Below are 21,084 nucleotides of genomic sequence, written 5' to 3' on the forward strand. Positions count from 1 at the left end.
ATCGCAGGCAAGCCAGCTCCCACATTTTCAACCTCATTTCAGTGTGGAATCAGCGAACGCCCGCCGACCTCAGTGCAGCCGGGGTGTAGTCCGCCGCCTTGGCTGCGAAACCGAACACGAAACTGCTTTTCTCCTCGTTCTTCATGCCCAGCGCGATGTAGCGTCCGGCAATCAGGTCGTACAGGGTTTCCACGGTGTAGGCCGGCACCTGGTGGTCGTAGTAGAACTGCGAATGGCCTTCGGCAACGCGCCATAGTTGGCCGCGACCGTCGTAATGGTCTACCAGCGCAACCTGCCAGCTGTCTTCATCGATATACATATGGCGCTTGGCGTAGATGTGCCGCTCGCTGGGCTTGATGGTGCCGACCACTTCCCACACGCGGTGCAACTCGTAACGGGTCAGGTCCTGGTTGATATGCCCGGCCTTGATGATGTCGTCGTACTTGAGGCTTGGCGAATCGAGCTTGTAGCTGTTGTAGGGAATGTACATCTCCTTCTTGCCCACCAGTTTCCAGTCATAACGGTCGGGCGCGCCGGAGAACATGTCGAAGTTGTCGGTGGTGCGCAGGCCGTCGGAGGCGGTGCCTGGGCCGTCGTAGGACACCTGCGGCGCGCGCCGCACCCGGCGCTGGCCGGCGTTGTAGATCCAGGCCAGGCGCGGTTCCTTCACCTGGTCGAGGGTTTCATGCACCAGCAGTACGTTGCCCGCCAGCCGCGCCGGGGCGGTGACCGATTGCTTGAAATAGCTGAGCACGTTGGCGGCCTTGGCCGGGTCGATATCCGGGATGGCTTGCGGCACCGCCACTTCTTCTTCGAAACGGATCGGCGTGTAGCTGCCATTGGTCTGTGGCGTGGCCTGGGTGATGATGCGCCGCAGGTTGCCGCCGTGGTAACGGGTGATGTGATTCCACAGCACCTCCACGCCATTCTTCGGGATAGGGAACGCGTAGTAACGGTTGCCGGTAAAATTCTCCAGGCCGTTGCCATCGTTGATCGCCTTCACATTCACGGCGCTGCGCTTGATCGACTCGTAAATGTCCGCCGGCAAGTTGACCGTGCGGTGGCTGGTGTACACCGGAATCTTGTAGGTCTCGGGGTAGCGCTTGAACATCGCCACCTGGCCGTCGGAGAGCTTGTCCTTGTACTTGTCCACCGTGGCAGCGGTGATCACGAACAGTGGTTTTTCACTGGCGAAGGGGTCGGCGAGAAACCCCTTGCTGTCCACCGCGCCTGCATTCTTGGGGATGCCGCCGGTCCAGGCCGGAATCGAGCCATCGGCGTTGCCGGCTTTTTCCGCGCCGACCGGGGTCAGGGAAGTGCCGAGCTTGGCTGCTTCTTCGGGCGATACCGCCGCCATTACGTTGGCGGCCAATACGCTCAGGGCCAACATTGCAATCATCTTACGCATAGGGTCTTGTCCTTCTTTTAAGCCAGATCAGAAGTTCACGCCGAAGCTGAGGGCGAGGAAGTCGCGGTCGGTCAGGGTGTTGTAGTCACCGCCAAAAAAGTCGGTGTAGCTCAGGCTTGCGGTGTAGGTGCTGCGATAGTCCGCATCCACGCCGACGCTGATGGCCTTGGCGCCTTTGTTGAACAGGCCGTTGGGGCCGTAGCCCGCCACGTCGTGGGACCAGGACAGGTTGGGCTTGAGGTTCACACCGGCAATGGCGTTGTTGTAGTCAAGGATCGCCCGCGCCCGGTAGCCCCACGAGGTGGAGGTGACAAAACCGTCGGTGTCACCTTGAAAACCGTAGGCGCCGTACACCGAGTCTCGGCCGTAACGCAGTTTGGTTTTGTCTTCCAGGCCGGCGACGTGCACCACCGCCGCTTCGCCCACCAGGGTCAGGCGCTCGGCGCCCAGTACCTGGTCGAAGAACTGGGTCATGGTGCTCTGGATCTGGGTGATTTCCTTGCGGCGATAGCCTTTGTTGTCATCGCCGAAATTGCTGCGGATGGGTGAGGCGAGTTGGCCCGCAATGGGATTGACCAGGGCCAGGGTCAGGTCAGTGGTGTTGAGCTGCACCGGCGCATTGGGCCGATAGCTGATTTCGCCGGTCCACGCCGTGCCCGTGGGCAAGGTGGTGGAGAAACTGGCGCCGAACAGGCGGATGTCTTCCGGGTAATCCAGGTAGTACTGGCCGCGGCCAAGCATGGTGCTTTGCGCCAAACCGCCCCCGGAACCGGGTGCTAGGGCGTTGGCGGTGTTGATGATGCGCCCGATTGTGGCCAGGTTGGTATTGGCGGTCAGGGTGCCGACGGTCGGTGTACGGCTGTGGTAGTTCATGAAATACAGGCCGTATTCAGTGTCATCGCCCAGCCAGCGCAGGGCCGCGCCGAACTGGCCGGAGTCACGCGCATCGCGGTCACCGGCACGCCGCACGATCACGCCTTCATTGGTCACGCCAAACCCTTGACCAAAGGCAGCGGCCACCGGTTGCAGCGGTCGGATCGCCGGGCTGCCCACGGTGTAGTTATTGGTGCAGCCGTCCGCCGCCACGTCCCCACCGAAGAAGGTGCCGCAGTTGTCGAGCACCGTCTGGTCCCATTCCAGTTGGTAGAAACCTTCCACTGTCAGTTGATTGGTCAGGCTCTGGGAGGCAAACAGCATGTTCACCGGGATCAAGCCTTCCTTGATCTCGGCACCGGGCCTGCGAAACGCCGACACGTCGATCGGGTTGATGCTGTTGATGGAGTTACCGATGAAGGTACTTTCGCCCCAACTGACCACCTGCTTGCCGGCGCGCACGGTGCCGGGCAGGTCGCCCAGGGAGTAGTTGTGGTAGACGAAGGCATCGAGGATCTGCGCACCGCTGGACTTGGCGCCTTCCTTGCGGTTGTGATCGCTGATGGGCTTGAACTCGCGGTCTTCGTCCTTGAGCTCGAAGTCGTACCAATACTTGCCACGCACGAATACCCCGGTGTCGCCGTACTTCAACTCAAGGTCGTGCAGGCCCTTGAAGATCTTGGAGAAGGTCTCGCCCTTCTTGAAGTTGAGGCGCCCGTCATCCCCGGTGGACGCCTGGCCCGTCCCGCCATTGACCGTGCCGACCAGGCTTTTATCGGCATCGCGCATGCCCCAACTGGCGCCGACCGACAGCGAGGAGTCGAATTGCCCTTCGATCTCGCCGATGTTGAACGAAACAGCCTGCGCCTGGGCACAGCAGCCCAGCGCAACCGCAGTGGCCAGCGCCTGTGGCGTGAAGATGGCGCGCATTATTGTTTTTGTCATGCGTCTTCCCCGGTGAGTGACAGAAGGCCCCACCCTACTGCCGCCCTTGAGGAGCGATAAGCGCACCAAGGAGGTATTCGTGTTGTCGCTCGAAAGGATGACGGGGTTCTCTGGCCGGGCGTTGGCTTGGTGACATGCATGCGATGGATGAAGGGTTATCAGAAGGATCGATGGCGCCCTGTAATTATTGCCGATCTGGTAATAGTCCTTGTCCTGATTCGCTATTACTCATTTTGTTACAACCGACTATTCTTGCCTGGCTTTCAGGGCAAACAGCCCGCTCCCGCATTGGGGAGAAAAGCTGATTTATAACGGATTGATCCCGTAATCAGTCTGTTCCCGGTGTTCACTGACGTTGATTTGTCGCTCCTTGATCCAACGTCTTACTTCGGCCGCTGCCTATGCAGCGGCCTTTTTTATGCCTGCAATAAAACGGGGCGTCATCGACGCCCCGTGGGATTCATTGATTTACCGGCAATGATCAGAGGCTGAACTTCTGCAAGTTGGCCATCATTTCCTTCAGTGCCTCGATATTGTCCTTGGGGTGCGCAGCCCCTTCGAAATCGCAGATCTGCTGCCAGTGCGCGGCCACATCCTGCGGCGAAAAAACCGGCCTCGGGATCAAAACCCACACCCAGGCTGCGCTCCCAACGGGTCTTGCCGATCCAGCCGCCCCCCACTTCAAACAAGCCTGCGGTTTCTTCACAGGCGTCACTGCCCAGGTACACCACCAGCGGGCTGACCAGTTCCGGCTTGAGGCGCTCGAACACCTGCGGCGGGATCAGCCCTTCGGTCATGCGTGTGCCACCGGTGGGGGCAATCGCGTTGACCAGAATGTTGTTCTTGCGCCCTTCCAGCGCCAGGGTGCGGGTCAAGCCATACAGGCCCAACTTGGCCATGCCGTAGTTGGACTGGCCGAAGTTGCCGTAAATGCCTGACGTCGACGCCGTGAAGATCACCCGGCCATAACCCTGCTCGCGCAAATGCGGCCAGGCGGCGCGGGTGACTTTGTAGGCGCCTTCGACATGCACCCGGTAAACCAGGTCCCAGTCGTTGTCGTCCATTTTGTGAAAGGTCTTGTCGCGCAGGATGCCGGCGTTGTTGACCACCACGTCGACCCGGCCGAAAACATCCAGGGCGTTCTGTACGATCTTGTCGCCGTCGGTGACGGAGTCATGGTTGGCCTCGGCAATACCGCCTGCCGCGCGGATCTGCGCCACCACCCGGTCGGCCGCCGAGGCGTTGGCGCCCTCGCCTTGGGTTGAGCCACCGAGGTCGTTGACCAGCACTTTGGCCCCGTGCTTGGCGAACAGCAGCGCATGGGCCTGGCCCAAGCCACCACCGGCGCCGGTGACGATCACGACCTTATCCTGGAACTGCACTGACTCACTCATACCGAACTCCGCTGGCGACAATGGGATAGGCAGAGTGTCACGCACGCAGCCTCTGGTCACAATAAAGACGGCCGGGGCTGAATGGTGCTTGATAAGGCAGCGGGATGATGCGCGGAATCAGGAATAGGCCGCGCGCGGTGAAGGCTGGCTGATGCGCTCACGAAACGCCTGGTAATGCTTGAGCACCTGGACCGGCGCCTCGATCTGCGGGTAGTGGCCGATATTGGCCAGCCTTATCGTGTCGGGCGCGGGCACCAGTTGGCGATAGCGCTCGACCATATGAGCCCCGGAAATCGGGTCTACTTCGCCGTCGATCACCCGCAGCGGCACTTCACCTCGCTGCATGGCCGTGAGCCAGCGCTCGCGCAGACGACGGCGCTGGGGGATGTAGGCGATGAGTTTGTGCAGGATACGCGGGCCGTCGTTGCAACTGATCAAACTCCAGAAATCATCCAGCACGCTTTCACTGGGCCGCGTCTGGGGGCCGAAGATCTGGTTGAAACTGCTGGCCAAGGCATTGCGCCCAAAGGCCCGACCGATCATCCAGCCCAACGGGCTGAGCAGCAGCTTTTGCACCAGCGCCGGCCGATGGGTTTCCGGAAACAGCCCGCCGTTGAGAAATACACAACTCGCCATCGGGAACCGGCCCTCGTAATGCCGAGCCAATAATTCCTGGGCGACACTGTCGCCGTAGTCATGAGCCAACACATGCACCGGCTGCTCTACGCGCAGGTGCTCAAGCAGCGCCTGTTGCAGATCGGCCTGTTCCAACAGGCAATAGTCGTGGTCCAAGGGTTTGGCCGAGTCGCCAAAGCCGAGCATGTCGCAGGCAATCACCAGATTGCGCTGGGCCAGGGGTTGCCACAGGTAGTGCCAGTCCCAACTGGCCGTGGGGAAACCATGAATCAGCAGCAACGGCTCGCCCTGCCCGGCCATCCAATACCGCACGGTGTGGCCACGAAAGACGAAGTCCTGGCCGCGCTTGCGCCAGGCTCTGAGCGGTATCTCGGCGAGTGGCATCAGCTTTTATACCCGGGGTCCTGGTGGTCCAATTTGCGTAGCAGCGCCGGCCAGGCCAGCGCACCACCCATACCTTGGGCGCTTTTTGTGACAGCTGCCACCATCGCCTTGGCACCGGCGAGAATCTGCGGCTCGATGGCGATCAACTCGGTGCCGCCGCTCTGGGCCAGCACCTGGATCTCGCAGGCGCGCTGGAAGGTGAACATCATCAGGAAGGTATCGGCGATGGTGCCGGCGCAGGTCAGCAGGCCGTGGTTATGCAGCATCAGGAAATTGTTCTGGCCCAAATCCGCTTGCAGGCGGGCCTTTTCCTCGTGATTGAGCGCCACGCCCTCATAGGCGTGATAGCCCAGGCTGGACAGTACAAACAGCGATTGCTGGCTGATGGGCAATACACCCTGCTTTTGCGCACACACCGCCACGCCCGCAGCAGTGTGAGTGTGCAGCACGCAGGTCACGTCGTGGCGTACTTCGTGGATGGCGCTGTGGATGGTGTAGCCCGCAGGGTTTATATCGTAGGGGCTCTCCATTTGCTTATTGCCGGCCTGGTCAACCTTGACCAGGCTCGACGCGGTGATCTCATGGAACATCAGCCCATAGGGGTTGATCAGGAAATCTTGAGTGCCCGGCACCTTGGCCGAAATATGCGTGAAGATCAGGTCATCCCAACCGTGCATGGCCACCAGGCGATAGCAGGCCGCAAGGTCCACGCGGGTTTGCCATTCGGCGGCGCTGACCTGGGCTTTGACGTTTTGTGGCGATGGAGCAGGGGCTAGGCTCATGGCAATGACCTCCTTGGCGCACTTCTTATGGTGTCTAAAGTGAGAGCCAGTCTAGTCAGACGCCGAGGCGCAAGGAGTTTCCTTGGCAGCCAGCTTGATGACTGAGCGAGTCAGTCAAGAGAATAGTACAAATACGTGTCAAACAAGCGCCGTCAATAACGGCGCTCCCTGGGGCTCAACCGCGCAGCGCGGTGATCAAATCGGCCAGCCAAGGCTCGGCGTCAGCTTCCGGGGTGACGCTTTCGCTGGCGTCCAGGCGCAGCATCGGCTGCACTTCGCGGATGCCCAGTTCGGCGAACAATTCGCGCATTTGTTCACCGCCGCCACAGAAAGTATCGCCATAGCTGGCGTCGCCCAGGCCGATGACCGCTCCCGGCAGGCCGCGCCAGGCGGCGGGCAGTTGGTCGCGGATGGTTGAGTACAGAGGCTGCAGATTGTCGGGCAACTCGCCCATGCCGGTGGTCGAGGTCACTGCCAGGAATGCATCGGGAGCAAAGGCCTGCACGTCTGCCAGCGTGGCACGTGCGTTGTGCCAGGCGTTGAAACCTGCGTCCTTGAGGATTTCTTCCGCGTGGCGAGCGACTTCTTCAGCCGTACCGTAGACCGAGCCGGAGAGGATGGCGACTTTCATCAATCTGATCCTGTGGTTGAGTGAAAGCGTGGGATATTAGCAGCCCGTGCCAATATTTCAGTGCGCACCGTGCAACATTCCAGACTTGCCATAAACTGGCAAGGTCAAAACCAGGCCATGGACCGCTCTATGATTAACGCCAAACTGTTGCAAATGGTCGTCAATGCGTCCAACGACGGAATCGTTGTTGCCGAGCGCGAAGGCAACGACAAACCGCTGATCTACGTCAACCCGGCCTTCGAACGGCTGACCGGCTATACCCTCGACGAGATCCTGTATCAGGACTGCCGCTTCCTGCAGTCGGGCGACCGCGACCAACCGGCCTTGATCGCCATCCGTGACGCGCTCGACAGCGGCGGCGCCTGCCGGGAGATCCTGCGCAACTTTCGCAAAGACGGCACGCCTTTCTGGAACGAACTGTCGCTTTCGACCGTGTACAACGAGGTCGACAAGCAAACGTATTTCGTCGGCGTGCAAAAAGACGTCACCACTCAAGTCAAGGCACAACAGCGTGTCGCCCAACTGGAAGCTCAGTTGGCCGAGCTCAAGAGCGAGCTCGCGGCACTCAAGGCGACGAGTGGATTTAACAAACTGTAAAAAACGCGGTCTTTAGAGCGATAATGGCTTTTTAACGCCTCAGCCTTGAGCCAGATCAATGCAACGCGACACGCTATTGACGCAGGACGAGCTGGATTTTATCCAGGACATGCAGCACAACCCGCAGCTCAACCTGCGGGATGCATGGTCGAGCCTGACGGTTAATGGCGGCGCACAGATTCGCGATTTGCTCACGCGGCTAGCGGCTCACGACCAGGTCACCATCCAGGCGCAGTTCGACAACCAGCAACTCACCTTCCCGTTGCACCTGGTGGAAGATGAGTTTCATGCCGTGCATTTGCGCCTGGGCGTACCGAGCATTTTTGAAGATGGGCCGATGATCCGCCCGTGGCGCCTGGCGCTTGAAACGCCGGTGGCGCTGGAAAACATCAAGGGCTACTCCAGCGCGCTGTGGGTGCACGAAGTGTCATTCAAAGGGGTGCTGGTAGAAGTGCGTGGCCGGGTCAAACCGCCAAAGACGTTTTCCCTGTGGTTCAGCCCTTCCGGCTACGAACGCATCGCCCTGCGCGGTACGCTGGAGCGGGAAACCGCCCGCGGCCTGTTCGCTTATCGCCTCAGCCAGAGCGATGCCGATGAGATCGAACGGTTACGCCAGTTCATCCTGCACCAGCATCGCCTGGTTCATCCTCACGTTCATGCCTGAGACTCCAGATGGCCGCTGAGCAGTTGCTGCAAGCGGCGCGGCATCAAGCGCCCGTCATTGCCCAGACAACCAATCGATGCCCCCTCCAGGCTGTGTTCTGCCAGCTCTGACGCCTCTCCAGCCAGCAGCAACGGGCAGTCGAGGGTGAAGGCCAGGCGATTGAGCCGCGACGCCAGCTCTGCGCCAGGGGCATGGTTGGAAAACAGCACCAGGGCTTGCGGCCGAGTGCGCTCACAGATCAGCGTCAACTCATCCAGTGGCTGGCCAACGCCCAGGACCTTGACCGCCAGTTTCTCGCTCGACATCAACAAGCCCGCCACCAGCAACTCCAGCTCACGGCACTCTCCGGCAATGGCTGACAGCAATACCCTGGGCGCTGGCGAGGCACAGGCCATTTGCAGGCACCCTGCGACACGCGAGCGCAGGAAATTATCGAAGAACAGCCACTCGCTGGCTTGGCCAAAGCGGCCTTGGTGACGTAACAACTGCTGCCACAGCGGGACCAAAATGTCTTGGAACACCACGGTTGTCGAATAGACGCTGAAGATCTGGCCGTACAACCGGTCGAGCTCACGATCATCAAAAGCACTGATGGCCTGCCGCAATTGCGCCTGCCATTGGCGCCACTCCAGTTCGGTATCGCTGCGTGACGCGGTAGCCGGTTCGTTGGGCTGTGGGTCGCGCGCCAAAAGCTTGCCGACTTTGCTCACCGCCACGCCACGTTCGATCCAGTCGAGGATGCGGTGCACGGTGTCGATATCGGTGCTTGAGTACAGCCTGTGCCCACTTTCGGTGCGTACAGGCTGGATCAAACCGTAGCGACGCTCCCACGCACGCAACGTCACCGGGTTTACACCTGTGAGTCTTGCCACTTCACGAATCGGAAACAGCCCCTCGCAGTCAGAGTGGCTGTCGGCTGTCGTTTCGCGAAGAGGCGCAGTGATTTCGGGCATCAGCGGTCAAAAAACTTGTATGAATTTGAACACCATTTAACGCCGATTGAACTGCATGATTCAAGATCTACGGCGATCCATCCGAAGTTTCTGGCGTATTTGGGCAAATCCGGAATAATCCTTGCCTGTTCTTTTGCGTCGCTGCACCACCCCGCAGCCTCGTTCGTGCACAGCCTACCCGGCTCGGCGCACTTGCTGATTTGGAGATATACGATGTCTACCTCACCCGTCACCTTGATGGTTGCGCGCCGCGTGGCCAAAGGTCGCTACGAAGAGCTGATGGCCTGGCTGCGTGAAGGCGAGCAATTGGCGACTGACTTCCCCGGTTACCTGGGTTCCGGCGTGCTGGCCCCGCCACCCCATGATGATGAGTTCCAGATCATCTTCCGCTTTGCCGATGAAAAAACCCTGCATGCCTGGGAATTCTCCGCGTCGCGCAGCGCGTGGCTGAGCCGAGGCAGCGAGCTGTTTGCCGACCCGTCGGAACACCGCGTCAGCGGTATCGATGGCTGGTTTGGCGCAGTGGGTGCCCGCCCGCCACGCTGGAAACAGGCGGTGGCCATCTGGTTGGCTTTTTTCCCGGTATCGCTGCTGTTCAACTTCGGCCTGGGCTCGCTGCTCAGCGAGTTAGACCTGTTCAGCCGCGTACTGGTCAGCACCGCTGCCCTGACCCCGTTGATGGTTTACCTCTTTATACCGCTGTCGACCCATCTGCTGGCGAACTGGCTGCACCCTTCGCCCCCTCGCAAGGTCACCGAAGCAGCCGCTTGAGTACAGGGAGGCCGGGGCGCTGGTATAGTTTGAGCCTGCCAGCGACTTGAGCCTCCCATGAATGCAACCAACGCTCCGATCCTGATCACCGGTGCCGGCCAGCGTGTCGGCCTGCATTGCGCCGAGCGCCTGTTGGATGAAGGCCAAGCCGTGATTTTCAGCTACCGCAGCGAACGCCCCGGCGTGCAGGCGCTGCGTGAGCGCGGTGCCATCGGCGTGTTTGCCGATTTCTCCAGCGAAGCCGGAGTGCTGGCTTTCATTGGCGCAGTGAAAACCCATACTCAAAGCCTGCGAGCAATCATCCACAACGCTTCAGCCTGGGTCGCCGAAACCCCGGGCGACGAAAGCCGTGCCTTTATCGACATGTTCAGCGTGCACATGCTTGCGCCGTACCTGATCAACCTGCATTGTTCACCTTTGCTGCAACGCTCGACACCCGCCGATATCGTGCATATCAGCGACGACGTGGTGCGCAAGGGCAGCCGGCAGCACATCGCCTATGGCGCCACCAAGGCCGGGCTGGACAGCCTCACGTTATCGTTTGCCGCACAGTTCGCGCCGCTGATCAAGGTCAACGGCATCGCACCGGCGATGGTGATGTTCAACGAAGGCGATGACGCGGCCTATCGCGCCAAGGTCCTGGCCAAGTCGGCCTTGGGCATCGAGCCCGGGCCCGAGGTGATCTACCAGAGCGTGCGTTACCTGCTGGACAACCCCTATGTCACCGGTACCACCCTGACCGTCAACGGTGGGCGGCATATCAAGTAAGCCGTTTTTGAGGATGTTGTATGACCTTATCCCTGCCCCACCACTACCGCGAAATCCTCAAGGGCCTGGGCGAAGACCCGCAGCGCGAGGGCCTGCTCGATACGCCCAAGCGTGCCGCCAAGGCCATGCAGTACCTGTGTCATGGCTATGAGCAGAACCTGGAAGAAATCGTCAACGGCGCACTGTTCGCGTCCGACAATGACGAGATGGTGATCCTCAAGGACATCGAGTTGTATTCGTTGTGCGAGCATCACCTGCTGCCCTTCATCGGCAAGGCCCATGTGGCCTATATTCCGACCGGCAAGGTGCTGGGCCTGTCAAAACTGGCGCGCATTGTCGACATGTTCGCCCGGCGCCTGCAGATCCAGGAAAACCTCACGCGGCAAATCGCCGACGCCATCCAGGACGTGACCCAGGCCGCCGGCGTGGCGGTGGTGATCGAAGCCAAGCACATGTGCATGATGATGCGCGGCGTGGAGAAACAGAATTCAACCATGAACACCTCGGTGATGCTCGGCGCCTTTCGCGAGTCGAACACCACCCGCATGGAGTTCCTGCAACTGATTGGACGGAGCAAGTAGCAATGCCACAACTTCAACCAGGCATGGCGCGTATCCGGGTCAAGGACCTGTGCCTGCGCACCTTTATCGGCATCAACGAGGACGAAATCCTCAACAAACAGGATGTGCTGATCAACCTGACCATCCTGTATGCCGCCCAGGAAGCCGTGCGTGACAACGACATCGACCACGCCCTGAACTACCGCACCATCACCAAGGCCATCATCGCTCACGTCGAAGGCAATCGCTTTGCCCTGCTGGAGCGCCTGACCCAGGAACTGCTGGACCTGGTGATGAGCAACGAATCGGTGCTGTACGCCGAAGTCGAAGTGGACAAGCCCCACGCGCTGCGCTTTGCCGAGTCGGTTTCGATCACTCTGGCCGCCAGCCGCTGATACTAAGTGAGCCCTATGAACGACCAACAACGCCTCGAACTCGAAGCCGCCGCCTTTCGCCGATTGGTGGCCCACCTGGACAGCCGCAAGGATGTGCAGAATATCGACCTGATGAACCTCGCCGGCTTCTGCCGCAACTGCCTGTCCAAGTGGTACAAGGCCGAGGCCGACGAACGCCAGATCGAGGTCAGCCTCGATGAGGCCCGTGAAGTGGTGTACGGCATGCCGTACGCCGAGTGGAAAGCCCAATACCAGCAAGAAGCCAACGCCGACCAACAGGCCGCGTTTGCCAAAGGAAAGCCTCATGACTGATTTGAACACCCTGCGCGCCAGCCTCAACAGTGGCGAACACCTCTTTGCCGACACCCTGGCGTTCGTCGCGGCCGGTTACAACTACCAGCCGCAAGCTTTCACCAACGGCGGTGTGGAAAACGCTGCCGGACAGAACGAAGGTTCGTGCAAGACCCTGGGTTTGGCGCTGCTGGAAGGGTTGAGTGATAAGGAAGCACTGCTAGCGTTTGGTGAGCATTATCGGTCGGTGGTGGCGACGCCTGAGGGCAGTGACCATGGCAATATCCGAGCGTTGATTGCCCATGGGCTGGCCGCAGTGAAGTTTGCTGAACAGCCTCTGACTCGCCGCTGATTTAATAATCAACCCCGCTCAATGTAGGAACCGGGCTTGCCCGCGAGGGCGGTGGTGACTATCACACCGCTATCGCAGGCAAGCCAGCTCCCACATTTGTTTTGCGGTGTCTCGGCTAGATCGCAGGCATAAAAAAACCGGCTTTCGCCGGTTTTTTCAATTTCACAGGTTTAGAACGAAGCGTCCTTCAAACCGTCGAGGTAACGCTCGGCATCCAGGGCCGCCATGCAACCGGCGCCGGCCGAGGTGATGGCCTGGCGGTAGACGTGGTCTGCCACGTCGCCGGCAGCGAAGATACCTTCGATGTTGGTCGCGGTCGCATTGCCTTCACGGCCACCTTGCACCACCAGGTACCCGTCTTTGGCTTCCAGCACGCCTTCGAACAGCGAGGTGTTCGGGGTGTGGCCGATGGCGATGAACACACCGTCGACTTTCAGCTCGTCGAAGCTGCCGTCGTTGTTTTTCAGACGGGCACCGGTCACACCCATGTTGTCGCCCAGGACTTCATCCAGGGTGGCGTTGAGCTTGAGGATGATCTTGCCTTCGGCGACACGGGCGTGCAGCTTGTCGATCAGGATCTTCTCGGCGCGGAAGGTCTCGCGGCGGTGAACCAGGGTCACGGTGCTGGCGATGTTGGCCAGGTACAGCGCCTCTTCCACAGCAGTGTTGCCACCGCCGACCACGGCAACCGGCTTGTTGCGGTAGAAGAAACCATCGCAAGTGGCGCAGGCCGAAACGCCCTTGCCCATGAACGCTTCTTCCGAAGGCAGGCCCAGGTAACGCGCACTGGCGCCGGTGGCGATGATCAGCGCGTCGCAGGTATACACACCGCTGTCACCGGTCAGGCTGTAAGGCTTTTTCGAGAAGTCGACCTTGTTGATATGGTCGAAGACAATCTCGGTTTCAAAGCGCTCGGCGTGCTCTTTCATCCGCTCCATCAGCACCGGGCCGGTCAAGCCGTGGACATCGCCAGGCCAGTTGTCGACTTCAGTAGTGGTGGTCAACTGACCGCCCGCCTGCATGCCGGTGATCAGCAGCGGCTTGAGATTGGCCCGGGCAGCGTAGACAGCGGCGCTGTAACCGGCAGGGCCGGAACCGAGAATAATCACTCGGGAATGACGGGTATCAGACATGACTCACTCCTACCGACCGCCCAGACCACAGGGCGGCGGGAATAAAAAAGGACCGCGAAGCACTTGGGGAAGGCTTTGACTCGCCAGGTCCTGAAAATAATGGGTGCAGCGTATCGAGGGGGCAAGATTAAGGAAATACGCATTAACAATCCAGCTCATAGGTGTTCTCTATGCGCGCAATTAAGTTAATCGACACCTTTGTAACCCTGGATGTCGCCTACCTGCCCGCGCTTTCACAACAGGTGCAAAGCCGGTAAGGTCGGCGCGTTCGCCATTTTGCTCGGAGTATTCCATGCCCGCCCCTGCTCTTTCCGGCCCGCAATACCTGCGTGAAGGCCTCAAACTGGTGTTGAGCCCTGGCCTGCGCCTGTTCGTGTTGCTGCCGTTGGCGATCAACCTGGTGCTGTTCGTCGGGTTGATCTATTTCGCCGGCCATCAGTTCAGCCTGTGGGTCGATAGCTTGATGCCGACGCTGCCCCACTGGCTAGGCTTTTTGAATTACCTGTTGTGGCCGCTGTTTGTTGTGCTGGTGGTGCTGATGGTGTTTTTCACGTTCACCATGCTCGCCAATATCATCGCCGCGCCGTTCAACGGGTTTCTCGCCGAGAAGGTCGAGGTCGTGGTACGTGGCACCGACGACTTCCCGCCGTTCAGTTGGGCCGAACTGGCCGCCATGGTCCCACGCACCCTGGCGCGGGAGATGCGCAAGCTGGGTTACTTCCTGCCACGTGCCATCGGCCTGTTTATCCTGTCGTTCATCCCGGTGGTCAACCTGATCGCGGCGCCGTTGTGGCTGCTGTTTGGCGTCTGGATGATGGCGATCCAGTACATCGACTACCCGGCCGATAACCATAAGCTGGGCTGGAACGAGATGCTCGCATGGCTGCGCCAGAAACGCTGGCAGAGCATGAGTTTTGGCGGCATTGTCTACCTGGTACTGCTGGTGCCGGTGGTCAACCTGTTGATGATGCCAGCGGCGGTGGCCGGCGCAACGTTGTTCTGGGTGCGTGAACAAGGCGCCGAGGCGATGGCGCAGCAAGCGGTGGCCAAGTCATAAATCCATCATCGCACTGACACAATGGCGACATGGCCCACGCCGACACTGTGGGTCATGACGACAGCCTCGCTTCACATCACCCTCATTACCGAAACCTTCCCGCCGGAAATCAACGGGGTGGCCAATACCCTTGGCCGCCTGTGCGAGGGTTTGCGCTCACGCGGCCATCAGGTCGAACTGGTGCGCCCACGTCAGAACACCGATAAGAGCCGATCAAGTGACGATCAACTGCTGCTGTGCCGCGGCTGGCCATTACCCGGTTACCCAGGGCTGCAATGGGGCCAATCGTCGATGCGAAAACTGCTCCGACGCTGGAGCCGGCAGCGCCCGGATGTGTTGTATATCGCCACGGAAGGGCCGCTGGGATTATCCGCTTTGCGGGCGGCTCGGCGGTTGGGAATCAGCGTCGTCAGCGGCTTTCATACCAACTTTCAGCAGTATTCGAACCAGTACGGCTTGAGCCTGCTCAGTCGCGTGGTCACCCATTACCTGCGCTGGTTTCACAACCGCTCGAGCCTGACCCTGGTACCGAGCGCCAGTCAGCGTCTGGAACTGGAGCGTCGGCATTTTGAGCGCTTGGGGATGTTGGCCAGAGGCGTCGACAGCCAACTGTTCCACCCCGCTAAACGCGACAGCACTCTGCGCGAACGCTGGGCATTGAATAATGAGCAAATCGCAGTACTGCATGTAGGACGACTGGCGCAGGAAAAGAACCTGGGACTGCTCAAGCGCTGTTTCGAGACCTTGCAAGACAGATACCCACTGCGTCAGATGAAACTGATCATCGTTGGTGATGGGCCGCAACGAGCCATGCTGGAGAAAGACCTTCCCGACGCCATTTTCTGCGGTGCCTTGCGCGGTGAAGAACTGGCTCGTCATTACGCATCCGGCGATGTGTTCCTGTTCCCCAGCCTGACCGAAACATTCGGTAATGTGGTTTTGGAGGCCATGGCTTCAGGACTGGGAGTTGTGGCCTACGACCAGGCAGCCGCCACCCAGCATATTCGTCATGGCTATAACGGGGTGCTGGCGATGCCGGGGGATGAAAATGCGTTTTGCGATGCCGCCAATTGGCTGCTGGAGGACGCAGAAGGTTTACGCCGTATGCGCCTCAATGCCCGTCAACACGCAAGCCGCCAAGGCTGGCCAGCGATTGTCGAGCAATTCGAGCATCAGTTACGTGGGGTGTGCGGGGAGAGTTTTGACCTTCCAACGCAACCTTACGTGCGCTGAACAATCGGTCAATGATCAAACGCATGGCCAGCCTGCTACCGGCCACTCAAGTTTTGCCTGGTATTTAAACCGGGAACCAACGGTTGCGTAACGCCAATCATAGAGACCTGCCGATCAAGCAGGCCCTTTGAATATGGAGATAATGAACAATGCCAATTTATGGAATGGGTGTACGCAATGGCGTCAACATGCCAACCGCGGAGTGGACACGCCAGCAACAATGGCTGGATCAATCCCGTGCAGAACCGCCAACCTACGGCCAGCCTGGGCACAAAGATGGGCTCAAGACTGATCATCACAAAGAGCTGAATAAGCGGCCAGAGTATTAATCACTAAAGCAACAGAACTCCCTGTGCCCAGATCACAGGGAGTCCGAGTCCTTACACTAAGGTCGTCAACGCCTCACGACTGAAGGGCAGGATGTCGCCTTCACGCCCTTCGCGCACCTTCACCGCCCAATCCGGGTCCACCAGCAATGCACGGCCCACTGCCACGAGGTCGAACTCATCGTTGTTCAGGCGCTCCAGCAGTTTCTCCAGGCTGGCAGGCTGGGCGACTTTGTCGGTGTTGACCATGAACTGCAGGAACTCGCCATCCAGGCCCACGCTGCCCACCGTGATGGTTGGCTTGCCGGTGAGCTGACGCGTCCAGCCGGCCAGGTTGAGGTCCGAGCCTTCAAATTCCGGCTCCCAGAAACGACGGGTGGAACAGTGGAAAATATCCACGCCAGCGTCAGACAATGGCTTGAGGAACTTACCCAACGCTTCAGGGCTTTGTACCAGGCGCGCGGTGTAGTCCTGCTGCTTCCACTGGGAGAAACGCAAGATGATCGGAAAATCCGGGCCGACAGCGGCGCGGGTCGCCTGGATCAGTTCGATGGCAAAGCGCGAGCGGTTGGCCAGGCTGCCACCGTATTCGTCGGTGCGCTGGTTGCTGCCTTCCCAGAAAAACTGGTCGACGAGGTAGCCGTGGGCACCGTGGATTTCCACGCCGTCCATGCCGATCGCCTGGGCATCCTTGGCCGCTTGGGCGAAGGCGTTGATCACCTGCGTGATGTCCTGTTTGGTCATGCCGTGCACAACGACATTGCCGTCCTTGAGCTTTTCCATCGGGCCATAAGCCGGCACGCTGGCGTCAGGTTCAGTGCCGATACGGCGCACACTGCCCACATGCCACAGTTGCGGGACAATCTTGCCGCCTTCGGCGTGGACTGCATCGACCACTTTCTTCCAGCCGGCCAAGGCGGCTTCACCGTAAAAATGCGGCACGTTGGGGTAGCCGTTGGAGGCTGGGTGCCCGACCACGGTGCCTTCAGTGATGATCAAGCCCACACCGGCAGCGGCACGGCGACGGTAGTACTCAATGACTTTCGAGTTGGGTACGCCACCTGGGGAGAACGAGCGGGTCATGGGCGCCATGACCACGCGGGTCGACAGTTGCAATGCACCGAGCTGGAAGGGTTTGAACAAGGCTTGGACGGGCATGGAGCGCTCCACGGCTGAGAAATTTATGACGTGGATAATATGGAGAGCAGAGCGTCTCTCAAAGTACTATTGATCTAAATGATTAAGGTATAGAAGTGCCCGAATACCTGTAGGCGTCAACTCAGGGCTTTTTCGATGGCCTGGATGATGGAGGGATCTTCTGGGGGCGTACGGGGCGAGAAACGCGCAAGTACCCGGCCATCCTTACCCAACAGGAACTTCTCGAAGTTCCAGGTGATATCCCCAGGAAACTCAGCGCCCTCGCCCGCCAGCAAGCGGTACAGCTGGTGCCGATCAGGGCCGTTGACCTCGATCTTGCTGCCCAGTGGAAAGGTCACGCCGTAGTTCAGGCTGCAGAACTGCTGGATCTCTTCCTCCGTGCCCGGTTCCTGGCCAGCAAACTGATTGCATGGCAAGCCGAGCACCGTGAACCCTTGGCCCTTGTACTGCTGGTAGAGGTTTTCCAACGCCGCATATTGCGGGGTCAAACCACATTTGGACGCCACATTCACCACCAGCACGACTTGGCCCTTGAAAGGCGCCAGCGGTAGCGCTTGTCCGTCCAAGGCTTTGAGTTTCAGATCGTGGAAAGCACTCATGACGAACTCCAGATATCCCATGTTCTTTGCATTGCAGCCCTTCGGAGCTTACAACCCGAAAGGCTGCAATCATAGACGCCGGTGACGAAACTCGCCTGCAGGTTACTGAGCGGTCGGCCAGGGCAAAATCGGGATCGCCGTCACCGCATTCTGCGGGCTGCCTTGGATCAAGCGGTCGCTGTAGACCAGATACACCAGGGTGTTGCGCTTCTTGTCGAGGAAACGCACCACCTGCATGGTCTTGAACACCAGCGAGGTGCGCTCCTTGAACACTTCGTCGCCGTCCTTGAGTTCACCCTTGAAGTGGATCGGGCCCACCTGGCGGCAAGCGATCGAGGCCTCGGCACGGTCTTCGGCCAGACCCAGCCCGCCCTTTACCCCGCCGGTCTTGGCGCGGGACAAGTAGCACGTCACGCCATCGACCTTGGGGTCGTCAAACGCTTCAACCACAATCCGGTCGTTGGGGCCGACGAACTTGAACACTGTCGACACCTGGCCGACTTCTTCGGCCGAAGCCAGCAGCGGCATGGCCAACAGCAGGCCGAGCAATCCCTTTATCACGCGCATCGTGTATTTCCTATGGTTAAACCAGGATCAGGTTGTCGCGGTGAACCAGTTCCGGTTCCGCCATATAACCCAAGAGTCCGACAATGGCGTCGGAGGATTGTCCAATAATCTTCTGTGCTTCCAGAGCGCTGTAGTTGGCCAGGCCGCGCGCGATCTCGCGACCGTCTGGCGCAACGCACACCACCATCTCGCCACGGCGGAAGCTGCCCTGTACCAACTTCACACCCACCGGCAGCAGGCTCTTGTTGCCCTGGGACAAGGCCGATACGGCTCCCGCGTCCAACACCAAGGTGCCACGGGTTTGCAGATGCCCGGCCAGCCACTGCTTGCGCGCGGCCAACATGCCGCGTTCCGGCGACAGCAGCGTACCAATGCGCTCACCGGCCTTGAGGCGATCCAGCACGCGCTCCAGGCGCCCGCCGACGATGATGGTGTGGGCACCGGAACGCGCGGCCAGGCGAGCGGCGCGCAGTTTGGTCTGCATGCCACCGCGGCCCAGGGCACCGCCGACACTGCCGGCGACCGCATCCAGCGCCGGGTCGTCGGCGCGGGCTTCATAGATAAGCTGGGCATCGGGGTTGTTACGCGGGTCGGCGTCGAACATGCCATCGCGGTCGGTGAGGATCACCAACAGGTCGGCCTCTACCAGGTTAGCCACCAGGGCGGCCAGGGTGTCGTTGTCACCGAAGCGGATTTCGTCGGTGACCACGGTGTCGTTCTCGTTGATGACCGGGATGACCTTGAGTTCCACCAGCGCGCGCAAGGTGCTGCGGGCGTTGAGGTAGCGCTTGCGGTCGGACAGGTCGTCGTGGGTCAGCAGCACCTGCGCCGTGTGGCGACCGTGCTCGGCAAAGCTGGACTCCCAGGCTTGCACCAGGCCCATCTGGCCGATGGCGGCAGCGGCTTGCAGTTCGTGCATCGCGCTGGGTCGCGCGGTCCAGCCGAGACGGCTCATCCCGGCGGCAACCGCTCCGGACGACACCAATACCAACTCAACGCCTGCCTCATGCAAGGCCACCATCTGCTCGACCCAGACGCTCATGGCTGCGCGGTCCAGACCCTTGCCATCCGCCGTCAACAGCGCACTGCCGATTTTCACGACCCAGCGCTGCGCACCTGTCACTTTGCTCCGCATCATCTTCAACCTTAGAGTGAGGGCCGCGCGACCCAGCGCTGCCCATAACGTTATACCCGGATACCAAAACGCCGCTCCAGGGAGCGGCGTTCAAGTTTATCGCAACGGATCAGTCACGCACGTAAATGATTTCCGGGCCATCTTCACCATCCACGTCTTCTTCGTCCCAATCATCGTCGCCGATGTCGTGGACTGACTTCACGCCGCTGCGGCGCAGGGCGCGCTGGTCGTCCAGGGCCTGCAACTGGGCACGGGCTTCGTCTTCGATCTGCTGGTCGAGTTCGGCGAGTTCGGCCTTGTACACCGGGTCGGCCGCCAGGCGGTCGGCACGGTCTTCCAGGTAACGCATGATGTCGCGGGTCAGGCGCTCGGTGCCTTCTTTGGCGATGGCCGAGATGACGTAGACCGGGCCTTCCCACTCCAGGCGATCAACGATCTCCTTGACGCGATCTTCGTGCTCTTCTTCAAGGATCTGGTCGCACTTGTTCAGTACCAACCAGCGATCGCGCTCGGCCAGGGCCGGGCTGAACTTGGTCAGTTCGCTGACGATGACTTCGGCGGCATCGGCGGCACTGGTGTCATCCAGCGGTGCCATGTCGACGAGGTGCAGCAGCAAACGGGTACGGGACAAGTGCTTGAGGAAGCGAATACCCAGGCCCGCGCCGTCGGAAGCGCCTTCGATCAAGCCAGGAATGTCGGCGACTACGAAGCTTTTCCAGCGGTCTACGCTGACCACGCCCAGGTTTGGCACCAGGGTCGTGAACGGGTAGTCGGCCACTTTCGGCTTGGCGGCCGATACCGAACGAATGAAGGTACTTTTACCCGCGTTCGGCAGGCCCAGCAGGCCCACGTCCGCCAGTACTTTCATTTCCAGCTTCAGGTCGCGCTGCTCGCCCGGCTTGCCCGGCGTGGTCTGGCGTGGTGCACGGTTGGTACTGGACTTGAATCGGGTGTTACCCAAACCGTGCCAGCCGCCCTGCACAACCATCAGTTTCTGGCCGGCCTTGGTCAGGTCGCCAATCACTTCCTGGGTCGCGGAGTCGATGATCGTGGTGCCGACCGGTACGCGCAGTACCAGGTCTTCACCTTTTTTACCGGTGCAGTCGGTGCTGCCGCCGTTGGAGCCACGCTCGGCATCGAAGTGCCGGGTGTAACGGTAGTCGACCAGGGTGTTGAGGTTTTCGTCGGCCATCATGTAGATGGAACCGCCGTCACCGCCGTCACCGCCGTTCGGGCCACCGTTTTCGATGAATTTTTCGCGACGGAAACTCATGCAACCGTTACCGCCGTCGCCTGCTTTTACTCGGATGGAAACTTCATCAACGAACTTCATAACAAAACGCCTCTCGCCGCATGGACGAGCTTAAGAAACCAAGACATAAGACTCTTGCAAAAATGAGCGCAGCGACCTCAATCAGCGACCGCAAACCAGCGCCTGAGCTCATCACAGACAGCTTTGCAAGAGACTCACT

Annotated in this window: 22 protein-coding genes and 1 pseudogene; 10 read left to right on the forward strand and 13 right to left on the reverse strand. The window is 60.0% G+C overall.

Annotated features, from left to right (window positions below; all coding sequences use genetic code 11):
* Nucleotides 1–49: 49 nt before the first annotated feature.
* From AB9N64_RS12720 to AB9N64_RS12745, 6 genes and pseudogenes are all read right to left on the reverse strand, one after another.
* Nucleotides 50–1,408, reverse strand: coding sequence for a DUF1329 domain-containing protein (locus AB9N64_RS12720; RefSeq protein ID WP_371360332.1), 1,359 nt, complete (start codon nt 1,406–1,408; stop codon nt 50–52).
* 27 nt (nt 1,409–1,435) lie between these two features.
* Nucleotides 1,436–3,226, reverse strand: a complete 1,791-nt coding sequence (locus AB9N64_RS12725) for a DUF1302 domain-containing protein (protein ID WP_014719872.1) — start codon at nt 3,224–3,226, stop codon at nt 1,436–1,438.
* Between the two features lie 481 nt (nt 3,227–3,707).
* A pseudogene (locus tag AB9N64_RS12730) lies at nt 3,708–4,620 on the reverse strand (SDR family oxidoreductase).
* A gap of 117 nt (nt 4,621–4,737) precedes the next feature.
* Nucleotides 4,738–5,640 carry an alpha/beta fold hydrolase gene (locus AB9N64_RS12735; protein ID WP_032902535.1) on the reverse strand — a complete coding sequence of 301 codons (903 nt, stop codon included), beginning with the start codon at nt 5,638–5,640 and terminating at the stop codon, nt 4,738–4,740.
* Nucleotides 5,640–6,422: a class II aldolase/adducin family protein gene (locus AB9N64_RS12740; RefSeq protein ID WP_371360333.1), complete on the reverse strand. Its 783-nt coding sequence runs from the start codon at nt 6,420–6,422 to the stop codon at nt 5,640–5,642. Before AB9N64_RS12740 ends, AB9N64_RS12735 begins: the two co-directional genes overlap by 1 nt.
* A gap of 175 nt (nt 6,423–6,597) precedes the next feature.
* Nucleotides 6,598–7,053, reverse strand: coding sequence for a flavodoxin (locus AB9N64_RS12745; protein ID WP_014719876.1), 456 nt, complete (start codon nt 7,051–7,053; stop codon nt 6,598–6,600).
* Between the two features lie 129 nt (nt 7,054–7,182).
* On the opposite strand from AB9N64_RS12745, the gene AB9N64_RS12750 reads away from it, so the two are divergent.
* Complete coding sequence (locus AB9N64_RS12750; RefSeq protein WP_020302025.1) at nt 7,183–7,650, forward strand: PAS domain-containing protein; 468 nt, start codon at nt 7,183–7,185, stop codon at nt 7,648–7,650.
* Nucleotides 7,651–7,708: 58 nt separating this feature from the next.
* Entirely contained in the window at nt 7,709–8,314 is a 606-nt protein-coding gene (locus tag AB9N64_RS12755) for a hypothetical protein (RefSeq protein WP_020302026.1), read from the forward strand.
* Here AB9N64_RS12755 and AB9N64_RS12760 read toward each other — a convergent pair.
* Entirely contained in the window at nt 8,305–9,267 is a 963-nt protein-coding gene (locus AB9N64_RS12760) for a MerR family transcriptional regulator (protein ID WP_371360334.1), read from the reverse strand. The genes AB9N64_RS12755 and AB9N64_RS12760 overlap by 10 nt on opposite strands.
* A gap of 213 nt (nt 9,268–9,480) precedes the next feature.
* On the opposite strand from AB9N64_RS12760, the gene AB9N64_RS12765 reads away from it, so the two are divergent.
* Genes AB9N64_RS12765 through AB9N64_RS12790 form a run of 6 tightly spaced genes read left to right on the forward strand, consistent with a single transcriptional unit; the run spans nt 9,481 to nt 12,404 of the window.
* On the forward strand, nt 9,481–10,038 hold the full coding sequence (locus AB9N64_RS12765; protein WP_014719880.1) for an antibiotic biosynthesis monooxygenase: 558 nt from the start codon (nt 9,481–9,483) through the stop codon (nt 10,036–10,038).
* 57 nt (nt 10,039–10,095) lie between these two features.
* Entirely contained in the window at nt 10,096–10,806 is a 711-nt protein-coding gene (folM, locus tag AB9N64_RS12770; RefSeq protein ID WP_014719881.1) for a dihydromonapterin reductase, read from the forward strand.
* A 20-nt stretch (nt 10,807–10,826) separates the two neighbouring features.
* Nucleotides 10,827–11,387, forward strand: coding sequence for a GTP cyclohydrolase I FolE (gene folE / locus AB9N64_RS12775; protein ID WP_003194072.1), 561 nt, complete (start codon nt 10,827–10,829; stop codon nt 11,385–11,387).
* Nucleotides 11,388–11,389: 2 nt separating this feature from the next.
* A complete protein-coding gene (gene folX, locus AB9N64_RS12780) occupies nt 11,390–11,761 on the forward strand; it encodes a dihydroneopterin triphosphate 2'-epimerase (RefSeq protein ID WP_003194073.1) in 372 nt (123 codons plus the stop codon).
* 15 nt (nt 11,762–11,776) lie between these two features.
* Entirely contained in the window at nt 11,777–12,073 is a 297-nt protein-coding gene (locus AB9N64_RS12785) for a DUF1244 domain-containing protein (protein WP_014719882.1), read from the forward strand.
* On the forward strand, nt 12,066–12,404 hold the full coding sequence (locus AB9N64_RS12790) for a HopJ type III effector protein (protein WP_014719883.1): 339 nt from the start codon (nt 12,066–12,068) through the stop codon (nt 12,402–12,404). Before AB9N64_RS12785 ends, AB9N64_RS12790 begins: the two co-directional genes overlap by 8 nt.
* A 170-nt stretch (nt 12,405–12,574) precedes the next feature.
* Here the strand turns inward: AB9N64_RS12790 and trxB are convergent, their stop codons facing one another.
* Nucleotides 12,575–13,537, reverse strand: a complete 963-nt coding sequence (gene trxB / locus AB9N64_RS12795; protein WP_003194076.1) for a thioredoxin-disulfide reductase — start codon at nt 13,535–13,537, stop codon at nt 12,575–12,577.
* Nucleotides 13,538–13,829: 292 nt separating this feature from the next.
* On the opposite strand from trxB, the gene cysZ reads away from it, so the two are divergent.
* Nucleotides 13,830–14,594: a sulfate transporter CysZ gene (gene cysZ, locus AB9N64_RS12800; RefSeq protein ID WP_019817478.1), complete on the forward strand. Its 765-nt coding sequence runs from the start codon at nt 13,830–13,832 to the stop codon at nt 14,592–14,594.
* Nucleotides 14,595–14,648: 54 nt separating this feature from the next.
* Nucleotides 14,649–15,827, forward strand: coding sequence for a glycosyltransferase family 1 protein (locus tag AB9N64_RS12805; RefSeq protein ID WP_019817477.1), 1,179 nt, complete (start codon nt 14,649–14,651; stop codon nt 15,825–15,827).
* Nucleotides 15,828–16,207: 380 nt separating this feature from the next.
* Here the strand turns inward: AB9N64_RS12805 and AB9N64_RS12810 are convergent, their stop codons facing one another.
* From AB9N64_RS12810 to cgtA, 5 genes are all read right to left on the reverse strand, one after another.
* The gene (locus AB9N64_RS12810; RefSeq protein WP_371360335.1) at nt 16,208–17,311 is read right to left on the reverse strand and encodes an NADH:flavin oxidoreductase; all 1,104 of its coding nucleotides are present in this window, start codon (nt 17,309–17,311) and stop codon (nt 16,208–16,210) included.
* Nucleotides 17,312–17,427: 116 nt separating this feature from the next.
* On the reverse strand, nt 17,428–17,910 hold the full coding sequence (locus tag AB9N64_RS12815) for a glutathione peroxidase (protein WP_371360336.1): 483 nt from the start codon (nt 17,908–17,910) through the stop codon (nt 17,428–17,430).
* A 102-nt stretch (nt 17,911–18,012) separates the two neighbouring features.
* Entirely contained in the window at nt 18,013–18,477 is a 465-nt protein-coding gene (locus AB9N64_RS12820) for a CreA family protein (RefSeq protein ID WP_371360337.1), read from the reverse strand.
* A gap of 16 nt (nt 18,478–18,493) precedes the next feature.
* Entirely contained in the window at nt 18,494–19,612 is a 1,119-nt protein-coding gene (gene proB / locus AB9N64_RS12825) for a glutamate 5-kinase (RefSeq protein ID WP_019817476.1), read from the reverse strand.
* Nucleotides 19,613–19,721: 109 nt separating this feature from the next.
* Nucleotides 19,722–20,945: an Obg family GTPase CgtA gene (gene cgtA / locus AB9N64_RS12830; RefSeq protein WP_371360338.1), complete on the reverse strand. Its 1,224-nt coding sequence runs from the start codon at nt 20,943–20,945 to the stop codon at nt 19,722–19,724.
* Nucleotides 20,946–21,084: the final 139 nt, after the last annotated feature.

It is taken from the genome of Pseudomonas sp. KT_2_4 (genome assembly GCF_041410225.1).
Lineage (GTDB): Bacteria > Pseudomonadota > Gammaproteobacteria > Pseudomonadales > Pseudomonadaceae > Aquipseudomonas > Aquipseudomonas paracarnis.